The sequence below is a fragment of the Acidiphilium multivorum AIU301 genome, from assembly GCF_000202835.1.
In the GTDB taxonomy this organism is placed as follows: domain Bacteria; phylum Pseudomonadota; class Alphaproteobacteria; order Acetobacterales; family Acetobacteraceae; genus Acidiphilium; species Acidiphilium multivorum.
Genome location: NC_015186.1, coordinates 2,125,667 through 2,144,174 on the forward strand (window position 1 = coordinate 2,125,667; position 18,508 = coordinate 2,144,174).

Genomic DNA, 18,508 nt, shown 5'->3' on the forward strand with positions numbered 1-18,508 from the left:
ATGCCAACCGGCGCCATAACCCCCTATATCGATGTCGCCCAGGTCGTTCTCTACGCGTTCTGGATCTTCTTCGCGGGCCTCGTGATCTATCTCCAGCGCGAGAGCAAGCGCGAGGGCTACCCGCTGGTCACCGGGCACAAGGGCGAGCGGCTGGAAGGCTTTCCCACCCTGCCGGCGCCGAAAACCTTTCTCCTGCCCAACGGCAAGACCCATTCGGTGCCGTGGAACGAGCCGATCGAGGTGCTGAACGCGAAATCCAGCGCGCCCTGGGACGGCGCGCCGATCATCCCGCTCGGCGACCCGATGCAGGACGGGCTCGGCCCGGCCGCCTTCACCCAGCGTGACACCGATCCCGAGCTGATGCCCGAGGGCGAGGCGCGGATCGTCCCGCTGCGCGTCGCGACCGATCACTGGGTGGCGAGCGAAGACCCCGATCCGCGCGGCGCCGCGGTCATCTGCTGCGACCGCCAGTCCCCCGGCACGGTCGTCGATATCTGGATCGACCGGGCGGACCAGATGGCCGTCTGGCTCGAAGCGAGCCTCGCCGCCGATCCCGCCCGCCATGTCCTGGTGCCGATCATGCTCGCCCGCGTGACCGGCGGCGCGCCGGGCCAGACGGTCAAGGTCATGATCAAGTCGGTCACCGCTGCACAGTTCGCCGCCGCCCCCGCGCTCGCCCATCCCGACCAGATCAGCCCGCGCGAGGAAGACCGGCTGATGGCCTATTTCGCCTCCGGCCATCTCTACGCAACGCCCCAGCGCGCCGAGCCGCTGCTGTGAGCGCGCCGCGCGGCCTGCCCCACGCGCTGCCCGCCGGCGAGGCGCTGCTCTGGCAGGGCGCGCCGCGCTTCGGCCGTCTCCTGGTCTCCGCCTTCCGCATCCGGCTCTGGCTGGTCTATGTCGGGCTGCTGGTGGCCTGGGGCGGGATCAGCAGCGCGATCGCCGATCACTCCACCGCCGCCGGCCTCGCCGCCGCCGCCTGGTGCGTCGCCCTCGGCGCCGTGCCGCTGCTGCTGCTGGTCGCCTTCGCCGGCCTCACCGCGCGCAGCACGGTCTATACCATCACCAGCCGCCGCGTTGTGATCGCCCACGGCGCCGCCATCCGCAAGCATCTCAACCTGCCCTTCACCGCGATCGACGCCGCCGGCCTGCGCCGCTTCGCCGATGGCACCGGCGACATTCCGCTGACCCCGCGCCCGGACGCGCGGCTGTCCTATCTCCTGCTCTGGCCGCATGTGCGCGCCGGGCGCGGGGCGCGGGCGATGCCGATGCTGCGCGCCGTGCCCGAGGCCGAAGCCGTCGCCGCCTGCCTTGCCGATGCGCTGACGGCGCACGGCGTCGCCCCGCGCCCCCTCGCCACACCCATCGCACCACAAGCCGCACGGCCCGCGATCCAGCCGGCCGGCGCGCATGGCGAGGCCAGCCCGGCATGACCCGCCCCGCCCTGCCCCGCGCCGCCGGACCTGTTGCCGCGCTGCCGCGCGATGGCAGGGTCGTCTATTCCCAGATCGATGACGGTCTCGAAGCGCATGACGACCGGATTCACATCCCCGCCTGGGCGCTCGCCGGCTGTTTCCTGCTGGTCGCCGGCACGATCGCGCTCGCCGCCGGCGCCCGCCTCACGCGCCAGCCACACCCCGCCCCGCCGCCGCGCGAGGCCGTGCTGCTGCGCTTCACCCAGGCGCCGGACGACGCGCTGGTGATCCGCAACGCCGCGACCGCGCAGCCCATCGCCCGCATCGCCCCCACCGCCGACACCTTCCTGCGCGCGACGATGCGGATCCTCTTCGCCGCCCGCGCCCGCGCCGGCATCACCCGCGACCTTCCCTTCCAGCTCGCCCTTTACGGGCCCGACCGCCTCGTCGTCGCCGATCCGGCCACGCACGAGCGGATCGACCTGCGCGCCTTCGGGCCCGCCAACGCGAAACAGTTCGCGACGCTGCTCCGCAACGCGGAGACCCTCAAACCGGGAGAGCCATCATGATCGGCAGCATCCGCGACATCGAGCTGCTCTGCTCGATCGACATCGAGCAAACGCCCGAAAGCCTTCACGCCCACGCCATTCCCGAGGATGTCGAGATCCGCCCCGGCGATGTCGTGATCGTCCACGACATGCCGACCGCGATCGGCTTCGGCACGCGCCTGACCTGCGCGCGCCGCGCCACCCTGCGGCGCGCCAGCCCGATCGAGCGCTGGTGGGTCGAGTTCCGCTCGATCCTCGAGATCACCGAGCTCTACGAGGTCGGCTTCATGCCGCTCGCCGAGGCCGAGGCCGCCCTCGCCGCACCGGGAGCCTGAGCCATGAACGCAAGAACAGCACCCACCGCAGCACCCGACGCGCAGACGGCCATCGCCCAGTCGAGCACCATGCTCAGCCCGCGCTTCTACACCACCGATTTCCCCGCCCTCGACCGGCTCTCGATCGAGCCGGTGCGCGCCGAGTGGGACCGGCTGATGGCCGAGTTCGAGGCCGATCCCAACAAGGGCCATTTCGTGCGGACCGACGAATTCGCCGTCGATCTCTCGAGGATGGAGCCCGAGCTGCACCGCGAATTCATCGACTTCCTGATCAGCTCGGTCACCGCCGAATTCTCCGGCTGCGTGCTCTATGCCGAGATCCGCAAGCGCATCGCCAACCCCGACCTCAAGGCCCTGTTCGGCTACATGAGCCGCGACGAGGCGCGCCACGCCGGCTTCATCAACGAGGCGCTGCACGACATCGGCATGAAGGTCGATCTCGGCTTCCTGACGAAGGCGAAGAAATACCATTTCTTCCGCCCGAAATTCATCTTCTACGCCACCTATCTCTCCGAGAAGATCGGCTACGCCCGCTACATCTCGATCTTCCGCCAGCTCGAACGCCATCCCGAGCTGCGGATCCACCCGATCTTCAAGTGGTTCCGCGAGTGGTGCAACGACGAATTCCGCCACGGCGAGGCCTTCGCGCTGCTGATGCGCGCCAATCCCGGCATGCTCACCGGCGCCAACCGGCTCTGGGTGCGCTTCTTCCAGCTCGCGGTCTTCGCCACGATGTACATCCGCGACCATGCCCGCCCCCGCTTCCACGCCGCCCTCGGGCTCGACCCCACCGCCTACGACATGCAGGTCTTCCGCATCACCTCGGCGATCTGCCGGCAGGTCTTCCCATTGACGCTCGACATCGAGAACCCCGCCTTCCTCGCCGGGCTCGAAACCCTGCGCCGGCTCGACGTCGCCAATCTCGCCCTGCGCGAGGTGCCCGGCCCGCTCGCCCGGCTGCGCCGCGGCGCGAACGCCGCCCGCGCCGCCCTCGCCTTCGGCCGGCTCTACCTGATGCGCCCGAAGCCCAACGCCCTGCCGGCGGACATCCGCATGCAGCCGGTCTGGTAGGAGCCGCGCCATGCACCAGTATGTCATCCCCGCCGCCTTCGCCCTGTTCGTCTGGTGGTTCAGCACCGGCGCGATCATCTATCTCGACGGCCTGCCCCGCCGCACCTTCAAATGGAGCATGCTCGGCGCCAGCGCGGTGCTGCTCGCCTGTCTGTGGGGCCTGCACGACACCGCCGGGCGAACCACCGTCGGCGCCGCCTATCTCGCCTTCTTCTACGGCCTGTTCGCCTGGGGCTGGCAGGAGATCAGCTTCTACATGGGCTACGTCACCGGGCCGCGCCGCGCGCCCTGCCCGGAGAATTGCGCCGGCTGGCGGCATTTCGGCCACGCGGTGCAGACGAGCCTGTGGCACGAGCTGGCGATCATCGCCACCGCCGGCCTCGTCGTCGCCCTCACCTGGGGCCAGCCGAACCAGATCGGCACCTGGACCTTCATGGTGCTGTGGTGGATGCACCAGAGCGCCAAGCTCAACGTCTTTCTCGGCGTGCGCAACCTCAACGAGGAATTCCTCCCCGAGCACCTGACCTTCCTGAAGAGCTTCCTGCGCAAGCGGCCGATGAACCTGCTCTTTCCCTTCTCCATCACGATCTCGACGGTGATCGCCGTGCTGATGTTCCAGCGCGCCACCGCGGCCCCCACCGCCTTCGCCCGCGTCGGCGGCATGTTCCTCGGCACGATGATGTCGCTCGCCATCCTCGAGCACTGGTTCCTCGTGCTGCCGCTGCCGGCGGCGCGGCTGTGGAAATGGAGCCTGCGCTCGCGCGCCCCGGCGCGGCCGTTCGCGGTCGAGATCGTCGCCGGCTTCCTCGGCGCCGGCAAGACCACCTTCATGCGCCGCCGCCTCGCCATGCTGGCCGAGCAGCCGGCCGCCACCCGCGAAAAGACCGTCGTCCTCGTCAACGATTTCGCCACGGTCGGGATCGACGGCTCGCTGCTGCGCGGCCAGGGGGCGGATGTGGTCGAGCTGCCGAACGGCTGCATCTGCTGCTCGCTGCGCGACGATCTCGCCACCCAGCTCGAGGAGGTGGTCGCCCGCTTCGCGCCCGACCGCGTGCTGATCGAACCCTCGGGCGTGGCCGATCTCGCCTCGCTGATCGGCGTCATCCAGCGCCCGACCATCGCCGGCTTCGTGCGCGACCTGCGGGTGATCACCCTGATCGATGCCGGCGCCTTCCTCGCCGATTTCGCCGAGATGCAGGCGCACCTCACCGTCCAGGCCCGGCTCGCCTCGCTGGTGGTGATCAACAAGACCGATCTCGTCAGCCCGACCGAGCGCCTGCTGGTCGAGGCGACGCTGCACCGGCTGAGCCCGGAGACCAGGCTGGTCACCGCCTGCTACGGCGCGGTGCCGCCGGACGCGCTGACCCCCCGCCCCGCGCCGCAGGCCGCGACCCCGCACGCGCACGCGCACGATCACCACGATCACCACGATCACCACGCGCATGACCACCACGACCACGCGCCCGATCATGCGCACCACCACGACGCCGCTCACGGCCATCACGATCACGACGACCACGACCATGATCACGACCACGACCACGACCATGACCACCACGATCACGACCACGGCGCCGCCGCCGGCTTCGTCTCCTGGCACGGCACGCTCGGCCCGCTCTGCGATGCCGAGGCGATCGGCCGGGTGATCGAGGCAGCGGCGCGCGGCACCTTCGGCCCGGTCGCCCGGCTCAAGGGCCTCGCCCGCGTCGGCCGCGGCTGGATCCAGTTCGACGTCGCCGGCCACCACGCCAGCATGGCCGCCTTCGCCGCCGCCGAGGGGGAGGCCCCGCGGGTCGTCGCCATCGGCCGCGATCTCGATGAAACCGGCCTCGCCGCCGCCTTCGCCGGCTGCGAACTGCACCTCGCCACCTGATCCGTCACCGCGCGGCACCAACACCAAGAAAGGGAGGATACGCGCCATGGACTACGAACAGTTCTTCCGCTCCCAGCTCGACCAGCTCCGCAGCGAGGGGCGCTACCGCGTCTTCGCCGACATCGAGCGCCATGCCGGCAACTTCCCCCGCGCCACCCAGCACGGCGACGATGGCGGCCGCCCGGTCACCGTCTGGTGCTCGAACGACTATCTCGGCATGGGCCAGCACAGCGCCGTGCTCAGCGCGATGCACCAGGCGCTCGACCGCTGCGGCGCCGGCGCCGGCGGCACCCGCAACATCGCCGGCACCAACCACTATCACGTGCTGCTCGAAGCCGAACTGGCCGACCTGCACGGCAAGGAAGCGGCGCTGCTGTTCAACTCGGGCTACATGTCCAACTGGGCCTCGCTCTGCACCCTCGCGCACAAGCTGCCGAACTGCGCCGTGCTGTCGGATGCCTCGAACCACGCCTCGATGATCGAGGGCATCCGCCACAGCCGGGCCGAATGCATCGTCTTCCGCCACAACGACCCGGCCGACCTCGCCCGCCACCTCGCCGCACTCGACCCGGCGCGGCCCAAGCTCGTCGCCTTCGAGAGCGTCTACTCGATGGATGGGGACATCGCCCCGATCGCCGAGATCTGCGACGTCGCCGACCGCTACAACGCCATGACCTATCTCGACGAGGTGCACGCTGTCGGCCTCTACGGCCCGCGCGGCGGCGGCATTTCCGAGCGCGAGGGCCTCGCCCACCGCCTCACCCTGATCGAGGGCACGCTGGCCAAGGGCTTCGGCGTCATCGGCGGCTACATCACCGGCAGCGCCGCGCTGTGCGACTTCGTGCGCAGCTACGCCTCGGGCTTCATCTTCACCACCGCCCTGCCGCCCACCGTCGCCGCCGGCGCGCTGGCCAGCATCCGCCACCTCAAGACCAGCGACGCCGAGCGCATCGCGATGCACGCCCGCGTCGCCACCCTGCGCCGCAAGCTCGACGCGATCGGCGTGCCGCATCTGCCCAACCCGAGCCACATCGTGCCGGTGATGGTGGGCGACGCGACGCTCTGCAAGCAGATCAGCGACATCCTGCTCGACCGCTTCGGCATCTACGTCCAGCCGATCAACTACCCCACCGTGCCGCGCGGCACCGAGCGCCTGCGCCTCACCCCTTCGCCGCTGCACACCGAGGCGGATATCGACCGGCTGATCGACGCGCTGCGCCTGGTCTGGCGGGAGATGGACGTGGCGCGCGCCGCCTGATCCAATCATGGCGTGGATGATTGACCGTCCCCCCGATGAGTGGTCCGGGTTGAAAGTTGGTGCATTGTTGTGTCTGGCGCCATGACCGGCCGCGGGTGGAGCGAAGTGGAGCCGGAGGCCGGCCATGGCGACGGCGCGGCTTCCGGGGCTGCCGATATCCGAGCGAACTGTGCGGCCTGACGGTGTTGTAGGCCCCCGCCAGGCCTCGATCAGAACCTTCGCTTTCACCAGTGTGTAGAAAATCTCCCATTGAGCAGTTCATCACGCAGCAAGCCGTTGAAGGACACGCAGTATCCGTTTTCCCATGGCGAACCTGGCGTGATGTAGAGCGTCTTCACACCGGCCTTCCCGAGCCATTGCCGCACCGCCCTGGCGATGAATTCAGGACCATAGCACGTCGGGAATGGGGTCCGCCGAGCCAGCGTGGCGTCTTGCGCTGCGTCCATCGGCGCTGTCCGAGCACGCGGCAAACACGCCGCTCCGAGACAGTCATCTTTTCCATGATATGATCGATGCAGCGCCGGCGCCGCGCAGGGCTCAGAGGTTTCCCCGCGCCGCCTCCGTCAGGATCGGCTTGCCCAGCGACAGATCAGCGACAAGCCGCTTCAACCGGGCGTTCTCACGCTCCAGGTCCTTCATCCGCGGCACCTGATCAATCTTCAGACCGCCATACTCCTTGCACCACGGATAGTTGCTCTGCTCGGTGACGCCGATCCGGCGGCACGCATCCGCAACCGTCCCGCCCTGCGCCAGAACAATCTCAGCCTCGCACAACTTGCGATGATCTCTTCTGGCTTGTGTTTCCTCGCCATCCCTCTCTCCTTCATGCCAAAATCTAAAGCAGATCCAGGATCACTCCGAAGGGAAAGATCAGGCCATGTTTTCAAGGCACAGGTATCCGCAAATTATTTTTATATCTAAATTATCGAATTCAGTGATGTATTTGATCTCCCAAGCAGTCTGTTTGTTTATATCGGTTAAGAGGATACTACAGGTAAAGGAGATCGTCGATGCGAATGCGCCGTCCGAGATCGTCGAGATTTGCTGTCATCAGTATGGCTCTCCTCGTCAGCCCCATCTCCATTGGAAACGGCATTGCAGCGGCACCGCCACAAATCGCGACATGCGCTAGTTGCCACGGCGTCAACGGCATGGGCAACCTCAGCGCCGGCTTTCCAGCCCTGGCGGGGCTGCCGGCGCCGTATATCGAGCGCCAACTCACCGCCTTCAAACATGGCGAGCGCAAGAACGCCGTGATGCAGTCAATGGCAAATCCACTCGATGCCAAGGCGCGCGCGGCCATCGCCGCCTATTATGCGACGCTGCCGGTGCCAGCCACGCCCGAGTCGACCAAGAGGCTGAACACGCAGGGCGAAGCCCTTGCCATGAACGGTGTCTGGGGCGGCAAACTGACAGGTGTTCCCGCCTGCGATTCCTGCCACGGTCCCTATGGTATCGGCGTCGGCGTCTCGTTCCCACGCCTTGCAGGGCAGCCGCAATCCTACATCTCGGCGCAACTGACTGCCTGGAAGAATGGCAGCCGCACAGGCGATCCGCTCCACTTGATGAGCAATGTAGCGAGACAGTTGTCGGCGGCCGAGATTTCGGCGGTCAGCGCCTTTTACGCCAGCCTGTCGCCGAACCCGACCACCCTGCCCGGTCTCGTGCCGGACGGAGGCAAACAATGATCCGCCGGACAATCGCCGCACTTCTCGCGGCTCAACTGCCGATCGCCGCGGCGCTGGCCACCAACCCCGCACAACCCTCATTTGCACCGCCGCCGCGGGCCGACATGCCGAAAGGCCCGTTCGGCGATGCCGTCAAACTTGGAGAGAATATTTTCCGCCATACCACCGTCTATGCCCATGGCGTGATCGGCGACGCGCTGAACTGCAGCAACTGCCATCTGGATGCCGGCCGCCTTGCCGGTTCGGCGCCGATGTGGGCCGCCTACACGGGCTATCCGGCATACCGGAAAAAGAACCGCAAGGTGAACAATTTCGGCATGCGGCTACAGGGCTGCTTCCGCTTCAGCGAGAACGGCAGAGTGCCAGCGCTCGACAGCAAGACAATCATTGCGCTCGAAGCGTATTCCTTCTGGCTCGCCAAAAACGCGCCGACCGGCGCGCACCTCGCCGGCCGTGGCTACCCCAGGCTTGCCGCGGCAGCGGAATCACCGGACTATGCCCGCGGCAGGACCGTCTATCGTCAGGACTGCTCATTGTGCCATGGGGCCCGCGGCCAGGGGCAATATGCGCGCGGACAAACCGTCTTCCCGCCGCTCTGGGGCACGAAGTCCTTCAACTGGGGCGCCGGCATGGGCAGCGTGAAGAACGCTGCCGAATTCATCTATGCTAACATGCCCTTCGGCGCCGTCGGCACACTGAGCGTCCAGCAAGCCTGGGACGTCGCGCAATATGTCGACAGTCACGATCGGCCGCAGGACCCGCGCTTCTCCGGCAGCGTCGCGGCAACACGGAAGGCATTCCACGATAGCAAGTTCTCGATGTATGGCCGCAAGGTGAACGGCCATCTGCTCGGATCGAATAAATAATCGGTGCAAAGGAGCACGGAATGTCTGACACTGGCCAGACTGAACGGGATTCATCCCTCCAACTCAGCCGACGTACTGCCCTCTCCCTACCCGCGGTAGGTGTCGGAACAGCCGTCATCGGCGCCATGATCATGCCCGCGGCCGAAGCTGCGAATTCGGCGCCTCCACCGAACCTGATCACACCAGAGAGTAAAAAACTCAGAGCTTTGGCTGCGGCCCTTGCCAAGGCGCCCCGTCGGCGGAATTACAAATCCGTGCCAATGATCCTGACAAATTCCGATCAATGGGACAGTGAAGCTCTACATATCCTTTTTACCTATGCGGCCGGTCCGAAACAGATCTGGGACAACACAGACCTTACCGGTCCGTGGCTCAACTTGATGCGAAACGCTATGAATGCGCAGATCTGGTCCTGGAAGCATCCGAACTTTATCGCCGTATCGGCCACCCACGGAAGCGCCCATCTCGCACTCTATGACAACTATATCTGGAAAAAATACTTATCCAGTTTTACCGGCGGAAAATTCTCATCGAACATCTGGATCGAAGAGCCGTCGGCGGCTAGTTCGCCGGCCTCCAGCTTCAACGATCCGAAGGGAGTCTTTTCCCCGCACGACAACTCTATCGTCGTGCTGCAACGGCGCGGCGCCGTATTCTGCGCATGCCATAACGAAGTGTGGGAACTCACGATGGCTGTGCTCAAAAGGGGCATTAATCCCGACAAGCTTTCCCATGAGCAGCTCGCCGCCGAGTTCACCAATCATCTGATCCCCGGGGCCATACTAACACCTGGTATAGTTGGGACGATTCCCCAATTCGAACTCGCAGGATTTCAGTATGCGAAATAGGCATATAAAAGCGGTCGCGACGGGCTTGTTCGTCCTTTTGGCCGGTGCAGGCCTTGCCCACGCCACGTCGCCGCACGACACGGGGTGGCGTGGCAAGGTTCAGCCGCCACAATATCGCGGTGCCATCTTCCCGCCCTGGCAAGGCGGCGCCAACAACGACACCGTAAACAAGGGCTTTGTATTCACCATTCCGGAAGTGGACGACGTTGCCGATTTCCATGGCGATGTCGATCATCCTAGGCTCGTTCTGTATATCGGTGGTAACTACTATTTCGCCGTCGCTCCACTGGTGAAGATGTTTGAGAAAGAAAACCCCCAATACTTGGGGAAGGTCTTCGTTGTCACCATCCCGCCAGGAATGTTGATTAAGGCCATGAATGCGGACGGGCGATTCATGATCGGCAATATGAGCTTTACCGCTAAGCCCGACGCTTATCTCGCAGGCCTGAAGAAGGTAAAGTCGCTGATCGCTGCTGGTAGGCTGACGGCGCCGGCGGTGGCCTATGCGACGAATGACCTTACGATCATGGTGCCGAAGGGGAATCCTGACCACATCAGGGATCTTGCAGATCTCGCACGCAAAGGCGTGAAGGTGGCGATGCCAAATCCTGCTTTTGAAGGTATTGCCCGTCAGATTGAGGCTAGTTTGCGAAAAGCTGGTGGCAAGAAGCTCGAACATGAGATTTACAACACTGGAGTCAAGAATGGCACGACGCTTCTCACACATATCCACCACCGGCAGACGCCGTTGTTTTTGATGCAAGGTCTTGCTGATGCGGGCGTAACCTGGAAATCAGAGGCAATCTTTCAGGAAGAGATTGGTCATCCGATCAGCCATGTCGATCTGCCGGCACGTTACAACACGACCGCTATTTACGGTGGCGCGATGGTGAAGAATGCTCCTCATCCGCATGCAGCAAAGGCTTGGTTGTCATTTATTCAGTCACCAGCAGCGCTGAAGATTTTCGAGCATTATGGATTCAAACAGTACAAGAGGGTTTGAGTTCTGCACCTATTTCCATGACTACGGCGCGTTTGATTCAAGGCCCTACGGAGGGCGTGGAACGTGGCGGGCCATTTCTGGCTTGTCCGTTGTCGAAACATTTGGCGCAAAGTTTGGGGTGCGATACGAAAGAGAAGGCCTCATCTGGGTTGGATTTTAGGTGGCTAACTTGCGTTGCTGCAAGCGCCGATAGATGACGGGCGGGGGGTCGGCGGGATGATCTGCGTGATCCCGCATGGCCTGCAGTGGAAGGATGCGCCAAGCGGCTACGGGCCGCCGAAGACGCTCTACAATCGTTCATCCGCTGGAGCCGCCTTTGGCGTGTTCAGCCGCATCTTCGCGGCCCTGGCGGCCGAAGCCGGCACGCCGGAACGGCTGATGATCGACGCCACTCATCTGAAGGCGCATCGCACCGCGGCCAGTCTGCTTCAAAAGGGGGCTTGTCGACGCTCTATCGGGCGCACCAAGGGCGACCTGAACTCGAAGCTTCACCCCGTCTGCGACGGACAGGGCCGCTCGATCATGTTGCTTCTGGCCGAAGACCAGATGAGCGATCACAAAGGCGCGGCGATGATGCTGTCCGCCATGCCGTCGGCCCGCGAACTGCTCGCCGATCGCGGCTACAACAGCAATGCTTTCCGCGCGGCCCTCCTCGAACGCGGCTTCACGCCCTGCATTCCATCAATCAGGAGAGGGAAAGAGCCGCTGCCTCACGACAAGACGCCCTGCCGCCCACGCCACCACATCGAAAACATGTTCGGCCGCCTTAAAGGCCATTTCGGAATGGATGTGTAACGGTTTTGATGAGGGGTTGGATAGTTGGGCCGGATATGATTCCGGGCAGGTGTTCAAAGCCTTGCCGGAGACACCATGTGGACGCCAACCACCCGTGTGCAGCGTAACCGCAGTGGACTACGCTATGGAAGTGACGTGACCAACGCGGAATGGCTGCTCCTGTCGCCGTTTCTGCCCACGCCGCGCCTATGCGGCCGGCGTCGGAAGTGGGAGATGCGCGAGATTGTCGACGCGATCTTCTACGTCCTGCGAGGCGGGATTGCCTGGAGCCTCTTGCCGAAGGATTTTCCGCCATGGCCCGCGGCCTATCGCTGGTTTGCACGCTTCCGTGACAATGGCACCTGGGAGCGGATCAACCATCATCTGGTGATGCTGGACCGCGAACGGGCGGGTCGGGAGGCGAGCCCACGGCGGCAGTGATCGACAGTCAGAGCGTCAAGACGACCGAGAGTGGTGGGACCCGGGATTACGACGCGGGGAAGAAGATCAAGGGCCGCAAGCGCCACGCGATGGTCGATACCGACGGCCCGGCGCTCAAGCTGCATGCCCATTCGGCCGCCATTCAGGATCGTGACGGGGCTGGGCCGCTGCTCCGTGCGTCGCGTGCGAGTTGGCCGTTCGTGGCGCTGGGCTACGCAGATGGCGGCTATGCCGGGCCCCGCGTCGCCGACGCCAGCCCAATCCGCATCGAGGTGGTGCGCAAGGCCGACAGACAGGTTGGCTTCGCCGTCATCACCCGCCGGTGGGTTGTTTGATCGCGACTGACCTGTCAACTCCTTTCTTGCAGCTCGCTGCATCATCGCCGGATCTTGGTTGTTTCCGGGGTCGACCCTCGTTGGTCGCCGCAACATGCTTTTCGAAGGCGAGGCCCACCATGTCGAGAGCGCGGTCCGGATAGTCCGGCAGCAAGACCCAACTCGGGGTAGCCTCGTCGCGTCCGGCGAGGACGCCTGCGTCCGCCTGAGGGGCGGATTCAGTAAACTGGCGAAACCGTCAGGCTGCTCGGGTCTTGGGTGTTGCGCCGTGCCAAGCCTCGAACGGCTTGTTGGACTTCCACATGGCGTGCAGCACAACGCCGATCTTACGGGCGACGGCAACGGCTGCCCGCTTGAAACCAAGTCGTTGCACGAGTGCCAGCCCCCATGTTTTCAATGCTGATGAGCTTTGCACCCGCACCAGCAGCGAGGCAGCCGCCTCGAACAGGTAGCTCCGCAGCAACCGGTCCCCGCGCTTGGACACGCCGGCGCTGTGGTCGATTTCGCCGGACTGGTTGCGTCGGGGCGTAAGTCCGAGATAGGCGCCGATCGAGCGTGAGTGCCGGAAATACGCTGGGGCCTCGACGGCGGCGCTGAAGCTCGCGGCAACCACTACGCCGACACCCGGACAGGTCATCAGCAGCCGACATGTCGGGTCGGCCTTGACCGCGGCCATCAGCTTGCGGTCGAGTACGGCGACCTGATCGCGGACGGCGCGCCAGGCCGCAAGCAACGGCTCGACCACGCCGGCGACCTCGGGCCGGCCCTCCAGCGCGATGCGCACCTTCGCTTCGAAGACGCGTCCGGCCCCGCCAGTCGCCCTCAGCCCAAACGTCTTCAGCGTACTGCGGATCTGGTTCGACAAATCGATGGAAATGCCGACGAGTTGCGAACGGGCACCGACCAGACGGCGCATGGCGTGTGCGGCCCAGCCTTTCACACGAGCCTCCCGATACCAGCCAGTCCGGACCAACTGCGCCAAAGTTTCAGCGTCGTGTGCGTCAGTCTTGTTCCGCTGCAACGCTGTCGCCACGCGTGCATGGCGCGCATCGAGGCAGATCACCGGAAAACCGAGGTCCTTGAGCGAATGGTAGAGCCACGGCGCCAACTGTCCGGTCTCGAGCCCGACCCGAACGAGTTCGGGCGCATGCCGGCGCAGGGCCGCGGCGAGCACGTCCGGCTCGCTGGCCCTCTTGCCCCGCCAGACCAGCTTCCCGTTGTCGTCCACAACGTGAATGGCGGTGTCTTTGTCCGAAATGTCCAGTCCTGCGTAGTGCGCCATGATTGCCTCCCTCGGCTCCAACAAGCGGACCACCCGCTCGCTTCGCGCCCCAGTTTGACAGATCAAACCGCCGGATCGCGATCACCGCATGTCGAAAGGTTCTTCGCCTGGATCAATCGCAACAGGCGGCTGGCAAAGGACTTCGAGGCAAGCATCGAAAGCGCTGAAACCTTCCTCTACGCCGCCTCCAGCATCCTCTTGCTACGCAGGTTGGCTCGTTGAAAAAAGATTCGAAATGGACTCTGAGAGCCGGACCGAAAAAGATAGTTGAGCGATTTCAGTAGGTTGTGATTCTGTCGGTTTGCAACAACAGACGGATTCGCAATGGCTTGGACTGAAACCGCTCGGCAACGATATTGCCGGGCCGGATTGCGCTACGCAAGCGACCTCACCGACGCCGAATGGGCCTTGATCGAACCATTCATGCCCTTGCCGCCGCATCGAGGCAGGCCCCGAACGGTGGCACTGCGAAGGATTGTGGAGGCCATCTTCTACATGCTGTCGACCGGTTGCCAGTGGCGGCAGATCCCGAAGGAATTCGCGCCGTTCACCACTGTGCAGGGCTATTTCTACCGCTTCTGTCGCGACGGCACGTTCGATCGCATCAATCACGTCTTGGTCATGCAGGCGCGGGAAATAGCCGGACGAGAGGCGTCTCCCACAGCCGGTGTGATCGACAGCCAGTCGGTCAAGACCACCGAGGCTGGCGGGCCGCGCGGGTTCGATGCCGGAAAGAAGATCAAGGGACGCAAGCGCCACATCGTCACCGATACAATCGGCCACCTCGTCGGTGCGATCGTTCATCATGCCGGTATTCAGGATCGGGATGGGGCGCCCGACGTGCTCAAATCCGTCAAATCCCTGTATCCCTGGTTGCGGCACGTATTCGCCGACGGCGGCTATGCCGGTCCCAAACTCAATGGACGCCTCGCCAAAATCGGCAAATGGACCATACAGATCGTCAAGCGCTCCGACGCCGCCAGCGGGTTCGAACTTCTGCCGCGACGTTGGGTGGTAGAGAGAACCTTTGCCTGGCTCGGCAGATGCCGGCGCCTCGCAAAGGATTTCGAAGCCACCGTTATCAGCGCCACCGCATGGCTCTTCCTCGCACATATCCGCCTGATCACACGAAAAATCGCCCGTCACAGATAGCCACACTACCATTCAGATTCGGGCTCTGAGGCAGACCACTTATTCCATACCGAAAGACAGATAGCGTCGGTCTGCGAAAACGAACCGAGTCATCACCCATTGAAATTGTTAAATTATATTTTAATATCCGTCTATAAATAAATACAGAAATTCAAAATGCTTTCAGATGGACAATCAGAACGGAACAATATCGTCCAGAACCTGCTGACCATATCGCGGTGATTGTTCACCGCTTACAATACCTCGGCCGCCATACGAAATTCTGGCTTCCGCCAACTGATTGGATTGTATTGTATTATTTCCTGAAATGTCTTGTGGACGACAAATACCTGAAACAGTCAGAACGCGTAGTTCGTGATTCACACGCATCTCTTGCCGGGCTACCACGACAAAATTACCATCTGGCAATACTTGCGTGATCTCGCCCGCTAAGGACAAAGAAACTGATTCGTTTCGCTGAATTTGCCCGGTTCCGGTCGAGTTGCCTGCACTGGAAAGAGACACCAGACTCGATGGGTTTACCGATTTGCCCAGAACACGGGGAATCAGACTCTCCAGGCCAAAAAGATTTGGTACGCCCAGGGATTCTGAGCCTGTACGTCCAAGTGTGGTCTGATCCTTCAAAGTTGCGGCATCGTTGATATTGATCAAGATGGTGATGATGTCACCCACCTGCGAAGCTCGTTGATCCTTGAAGAAGGCACGCGCCCCACGGCGCCATAAGCTATCAGGTTCCGTTGGTGCTCGTCTGAGCGGCGGCATCGGCATGCTCACCGGACGCCATGATGGTGCCTTTGTCGGATTCGTGATCGGCGTCATCGGCGGCGCATGGCCAACATAGGCAAGATTGGAGAAGGTGCCGCAACCTTCGAGCAGGGATACAAGGCCGAAGGCTGCAAGCCGGAAGAGGTGTCGACGGCTTCCCGCGCAAACCATTTTGGAAAGCTCAGCCACTTTGTCCTACCATGCGGTTATAATAAGAAATTGTCCCGCTCTGAGGCATTGGGCGGCTGCCAGGGATGACGTGAGCGTGATTTTCACCGTCTATCACAGCCTGTACCACCTCGTGTGAACTCGGATTCAGAACTGGAATCACGGCGCCTTTCGGGCCAGCAGCCAGGGCAACGCCCTCGGCCGTTACTTCAAGGCCTGGCATTTCCACTGCGAGGTTTACTGTTGCTCCTCGGTTTACCATCATGACCTGCGCAACAACCCTTTTGCTGAGAGGGGTTCCGGCAGCAATCCGACGGTCAACCTGCATGCCCAGAGCATCCGCGGCTTGGGTTAATGTGCCTTGAGGCAGCGCAGCTCGGGCCACCCAAGACATCTTCACGTCGTTGATCGTGACGATCTCTCCCGGTTCCAGGGTGCGGCGAGCGACAATTACGCGCTCTGCCTGTGCAGCGATACCTGAGAGCTCGAAGCTTTCCGGTTTCATTCCTCGGGCATTTAGAAGAACAACGGCATCGAACTGCCCGTTCACTTGATCATAGCGAATATTGTTTACGACGACATGTGGTCTTGTTCCGGGTGGAACCATCGGCAAGTTGGTCGTACCGAGTTGCACAACGAAGTGGTTCGGTGCGTCTGCGCCCAACAACAGCGGGCGCAGTGCCCGGATGATGAAGGACGGCTTGACGGGAATGCCTGACCTCTCGATAACCACGGCGTTATCAGAGCCGTCGTCCTTCCATTTGAGGCCATATTGGTGTGCGATCGCTGCAAGTTGCGTACCGCCGACTTCGATTCTCTGGCCAGGCGCAGGAGCTGACCCCAGCACGTCCTTGGCATGCGAGCCTGCATCGTTGAAGAGATCCTGAAGTTCGACAACCGGACGATCTATTGAAACGATCCCTCGAGGCGATGGTGCGGCCAGGGAGGTACGCGCGACGAGGCTGGCCATGATAGACATGACCATGGCCGCATATCCGGTTGAACGAGGCATTTTGCGATCCTCAGAGTTGTGTCAGTGTAGACAGCATCTGGTTTGTTGCGGTGACAACCTGGCTGTTCATGTCATAAGCCCGCTGGGCGGTTATGAGATCTGTGACTTCGCTGACGACATTCACATTCGAATTCTCGACAAAGCCTTGCATGACTGTTCCGAAGCCCGGAGCGCTGGGAGCGCCTGTAACTGGATTTCCCGAGGCCGCAGTCTGCAGGAAGAGGTTACCGCCCTGCGCGGCGAGACCGGCATCGTTCGGGAAGACGGCGAGCTGCAACTGTCCCACCGTTTGCGGGGCCGTCTGGCCGGGGAGCGAAACCTGGACCTGACCTGAAGCATTGATGGTGACATTCGTTGCATTGGTCGGAATCTGGATGCCAGGCTGGACGACATAACCGTCTGCGGTAACGATCGTGCCGTTTGGCGACAGGCCGAACGTACCGTCGCGCGTATAGGCCGTCTGGCCGGAAGGAAGGGTGACCTGGAACCACCCATTACCGGAGATCGCCATGTCAAGCGTGTTGTTCGTCTGCTGAAGGTTTCCCTGTTGGTCGATCCGGTAGATTGCAGCAGTCTTCACACCGAGGCCGATCTGGGTGCCGGAAGGAACGATCGTGCCCGCATCCGAACTGTTCGAGCCAGCGCGCCGCAGATCCTGATAGAGCAGGTCCTGGAAGGCGACTCGCTGGGCCTTGTAGCCCGTGGTCGTCATGTTTGCGATATTGTTGGAAATGACTTCCACATTGGTCTGCTGGGCCTGCATGCCCGTTGCCGCGATGTCGAGTGCGCGCATTCTTGCTTTCCTGTCGGGGGAGTGGGTATCAGCTGGTCGTCGCACCCAGAATCTGGGAGATGGCGGTCTGGCTACGGTTCTTCTCGGAAGCGAGGAACTGGGCAAGCATCTCGTAGTTCCGGCTGGCCTGGATCATGTTGGTGATCTCGACAACCGGTTGGACATTGGATTCTTCGATGGCCCCCTGCACGATCTGTGGATTGGGATCGGGAATCGGGGTTGTCGAGGCCTTGAAGAGATTTCTGCCTTGCGCTGTCAGCGACTGCTGATCGGGGACGGTCACGACGCCGACCTGCCCGATAATGCCTTGTGGTGTGCTGATCGTACCGTCGGCAGCAATTGTCAGAGTGCCGCTCTGCGGTGGTACGGTGATGGGTTGGCCGTTCGTGCTGAGCAGACTGTATCCGTTGGCGTTGGCGATTGTGCCATCCGGCATCAGGTTGAACTGTCCGTCTCTGGTCAGGCGGGGGCCGTTCGGGGTCTGCACAGTGAAATAGCCGCCGCCGGGCAGAGCCAGGTCGAGAGCGTTACCTGTGTTGCGGATCGCGCCTGGCCGTTCATCACGCCAGGTCCCGTTCGATTGTGTGTAGGCAAGCGTCGATCCGCCGGGAGGCGCTGTCACATTGCGCATGTGATCAAGCCAGGTCGTAGAGGCGAGATGCATCGACTCGTAGCCGGGCGTCGAGACGTTGGCGATGTTGTTCGCGATCACGTCGACATTGCGCGATGCCGTGAGCATGCGCGAAAGAATGATCGTGCTGGTGTTTTGCATCCTGTCCTGTCACCCTTTTGGGACATCACGAGCGGTCGTGCATGGCGAGAATGGCGCTGAAAGCTTAATGAACCGCTAAGCGGCGGAATAAATTCGCCCAGCCGCCATC

18 protein-coding genes and 3 pseudogenes are annotated in these 18,508 nt (G+C 63.0%); 15 read left to right on the top strand and 6 right to left on the bottom strand.

Annotation, left to right across the window (positions count from 1 at the left end; translation table 11 throughout):
• The 7 genes from puhA to hemA are packed head-to-tail and all read left to right on the top strand — an operon-like array spanning window position 1 to window position 6,500.
• Window positions 1–780, top strand: a complete 780-nt coding sequence (gene puhA / locus ACMV_RS09500) for a photosynthetic reaction center subunit H (protein WP_013640275.1) — start codon at window positions 1–3, stop codon at window positions 778–780.
• Complete coding sequence (puhB, locus tag ACMV_RS09505; protein ID WP_013640276.1) at window positions 777–1,433, top strand: photosynthetic complex putative assembly protein PuhB; 657 nt, start codon at window positions 777–779, stop codon at window positions 1,431–1,433. Before puhA ends, puhB begins: the two co-directional genes overlap by 4 nt.
• Entirely contained in the window at window positions 1,430–1,984 is a 555-nt protein-coding gene (puhC, locus tag ACMV_RS09510) for a photosynthetic complex assembly protein PuhC (protein ID WP_013640277.1), read from the top strand. The genes puhB and puhC overlap by 4 nt, the downstream gene beginning before the upstream one ends.
• Entirely contained in the window at window positions 1,981–2,298 is a 318-nt protein-coding gene (locus ACMV_RS09515; RefSeq protein ID WP_007423725.1) for a hypothetical protein, read from the top strand. The genes puhC and ACMV_RS09515 overlap by 4 nt, the downstream gene beginning before the upstream one ends.
• A gap of 3 nt (window positions 2,299–2,301) precedes the next feature.
• Complete coding sequence (gene acsF / locus ACMV_RS09520) at window positions 2,302–3,369, top strand: magnesium-protoporphyrin IX monomethyl ester (oxidative) cyclase (protein WP_035188146.1); 1,068 nt, start codon at window positions 2,302–2,304, stop codon at window positions 3,367–3,369.
• A gap of 10 nt (window positions 3,370–3,379) precedes the next feature.
• Window positions 3,380–5,242, top strand: a complete 1,863-nt coding sequence (gene puhE, locus ACMV_RS20595; protein WP_013640279.1) for a putative photosynthetic complex assembly protein PuhE — start codon at window positions 3,380–3,382, stop codon at window positions 5,240–5,242.
• Window positions 5,243–5,288: 46 nt separating this feature from the next.
• On the top strand, window positions 5,289–6,500 hold the full coding sequence (gene hemA, locus ACMV_RS09530) for a 5-aminolevulinate synthase (RefSeq protein WP_013640280.1): 1,212 nt from the start codon (window positions 5,289–5,291) through the stop codon (window positions 6,498–6,500).
• A 5-nt stretch (window positions 6,501–6,505) separates the two neighbouring features.
• On the opposite strand, the pseudogene ACMV_RS19795 reads toward hemA, so the two are convergent.
• A pseudogene (locus ACMV_RS19795) lies at window positions 6,506–7,312 on the bottom strand (integrase core domain-containing protein).
• A 198-nt stretch (window positions 7,313–7,510) separates the two neighbouring features.
• On the opposite strand from ACMV_RS19795, the gene ACMV_RS09540 reads away from it, so the two are divergent.
• From ACMV_RS09540 to ACMV_RS09565, 6 genes and pseudogenes are all read left to right on the top strand, one after another.
• Window positions 7,511–8,188, top strand: coding sequence for a c-type cytochrome (locus ACMV_RS09540; protein ID WP_013640283.1), 678 nt, complete (start codon window positions 7,511–7,513; stop codon window positions 8,186–8,188).
• Window positions 8,185–9,054 carry a c-type cytochrome gene (locus ACMV_RS09545; protein WP_007425005.1) on the top strand — a complete coding sequence of 290 codons (870 nt, stop codon included), beginning with the start codon at window positions 8,185–8,187 and terminating at the stop codon, window positions 9,052–9,054. The genes ACMV_RS09540 and ACMV_RS09545 overlap by 4 nt, the downstream gene beginning before the upstream one ends.
• Before the next feature lie 20 nt (window positions 9,055–9,074).
• Entirely contained in the window at window positions 9,075–9,902 is an 828-nt protein-coding gene (gene tetH, locus ACMV_RS21500) for a thiosulfate dehydrogenase (protein ID WP_013640284.1), read from the top strand.
• Window positions 9,892–10,905, top strand: a complete 1,014-nt coding sequence (locus ACMV_RS09555; protein ID WP_013640285.1) for a substrate-binding domain-containing protein — start codon at window positions 9,892–9,894, stop codon at window positions 10,903–10,905. Before tetH ends, ACMV_RS09555 begins: the two co-directional genes overlap by 11 nt.
• Before the next feature lie 174 nt (window positions 10,906–11,079).
• Complete coding sequence (locus tag ACMV_RS09560) at window positions 11,080–11,700, top strand: IS5 family transposase (RefSeq protein ID WP_267884475.1); 621 nt, start codon at window positions 11,080–11,082, stop codon at window positions 11,698–11,700.
• 75 nt (window positions 11,701–11,775) lie between these two features.
• Window positions 11,776–12,452, top strand: a pseudogene (locus ACMV_RS09565) (IS5 family transposase); the annotation flags it as partial.
• 241 nt (window positions 12,453–12,693) lie between these two features.
• On the opposite strand, the gene ACMV_RS09570 reads toward ACMV_RS09565, so the two are convergent.
• Window positions 12,694–13,737, bottom strand: coding sequence for an IS110 family RNA-guided transposase (locus ACMV_RS09570; RefSeq protein WP_013640289.1), 1,044 nt, complete (start codon window positions 13,735–13,737; stop codon window positions 12,694–12,696).
• Between the two features lie 90 nt (window positions 13,738–13,827).
• On the opposite strand from ACMV_RS09570, the pseudogene ACMV_RS20815 reads away from it, so the two are divergent.
• Both ACMV_RS20815 and ACMV_RS09575 read left to right on the top strand, forming a co-directional pair.
• Window positions 13,828–13,959: pseudogene (locus ACMV_RS20815) on the top strand (IS5/IS1182 family transposase); the annotation flags it as partial.
• A gap of 102 nt (window positions 13,960–14,061) precedes the next feature.
• The gene (locus tag ACMV_RS09575; RefSeq protein ID WP_013639729.1) at window positions 14,062–14,889 is read left to right on the top strand and encodes an IS5 family transposase; all 828 of its coding nucleotides are present in this window, start codon (window positions 14,062–14,064) and stop codon (window positions 14,887–14,889) included.
• 174 nt (window positions 14,890–15,063) lie between these two features.
• Here the strand turns inward: ACMV_RS09575 and flgH are convergent, their stop codons facing one another.
• The 4 genes from flgH to flgF are packed head-to-tail and all read right to left on the bottom strand — an operon-like array spanning window position 15,064 to window position 18,399.
• The gene (gene flgH / locus ACMV_RS19800) at window positions 15,064–15,825 is read right to left on the bottom strand and encodes a flagellar basal body L-ring protein FlgH (RefSeq protein ID WP_007424944.1); all 762 of its coding nucleotides are present in this window, start codon (window positions 15,823–15,825) and stop codon (window positions 15,064–15,066) included.
• Window positions 15,826–15,835: 10 nt separating this feature from the next.
• On the bottom strand, window positions 15,836–16,834 hold the full coding sequence (gene flgA / locus ACMV_RS19805) for a flagellar basal body P-ring formation chaperone FlgA (protein WP_013640290.1): 999 nt from the start codon (window positions 16,832–16,834) through the stop codon (window positions 15,836–15,838).
• A 10-nt stretch (window positions 16,835–16,844) separates the two neighbouring features.
• Window positions 16,845–17,627 (bottom strand): flagellar basal-body rod protein FlgG, encoded by a 783-nt coding sequence (flgG, locus tag ACMV_RS09580; RefSeq protein WP_007424946.1) that lies wholly within the window; start codon window positions 17,625–17,627, stop codon window positions 16,845–16,847.
• A gap of 28 nt (window positions 17,628–17,655) precedes the next feature.
• A complete protein-coding gene (flgF, locus tag ACMV_RS09585; RefSeq protein WP_013640291.1) occupies window positions 17,656–18,399 on the bottom strand; it encodes a flagellar basal-body rod protein FlgF in 744 nt (247 codons plus the stop codon).
• Between the last annotated feature and the right edge of the window lie 109 nt (window positions 18,400–18,508).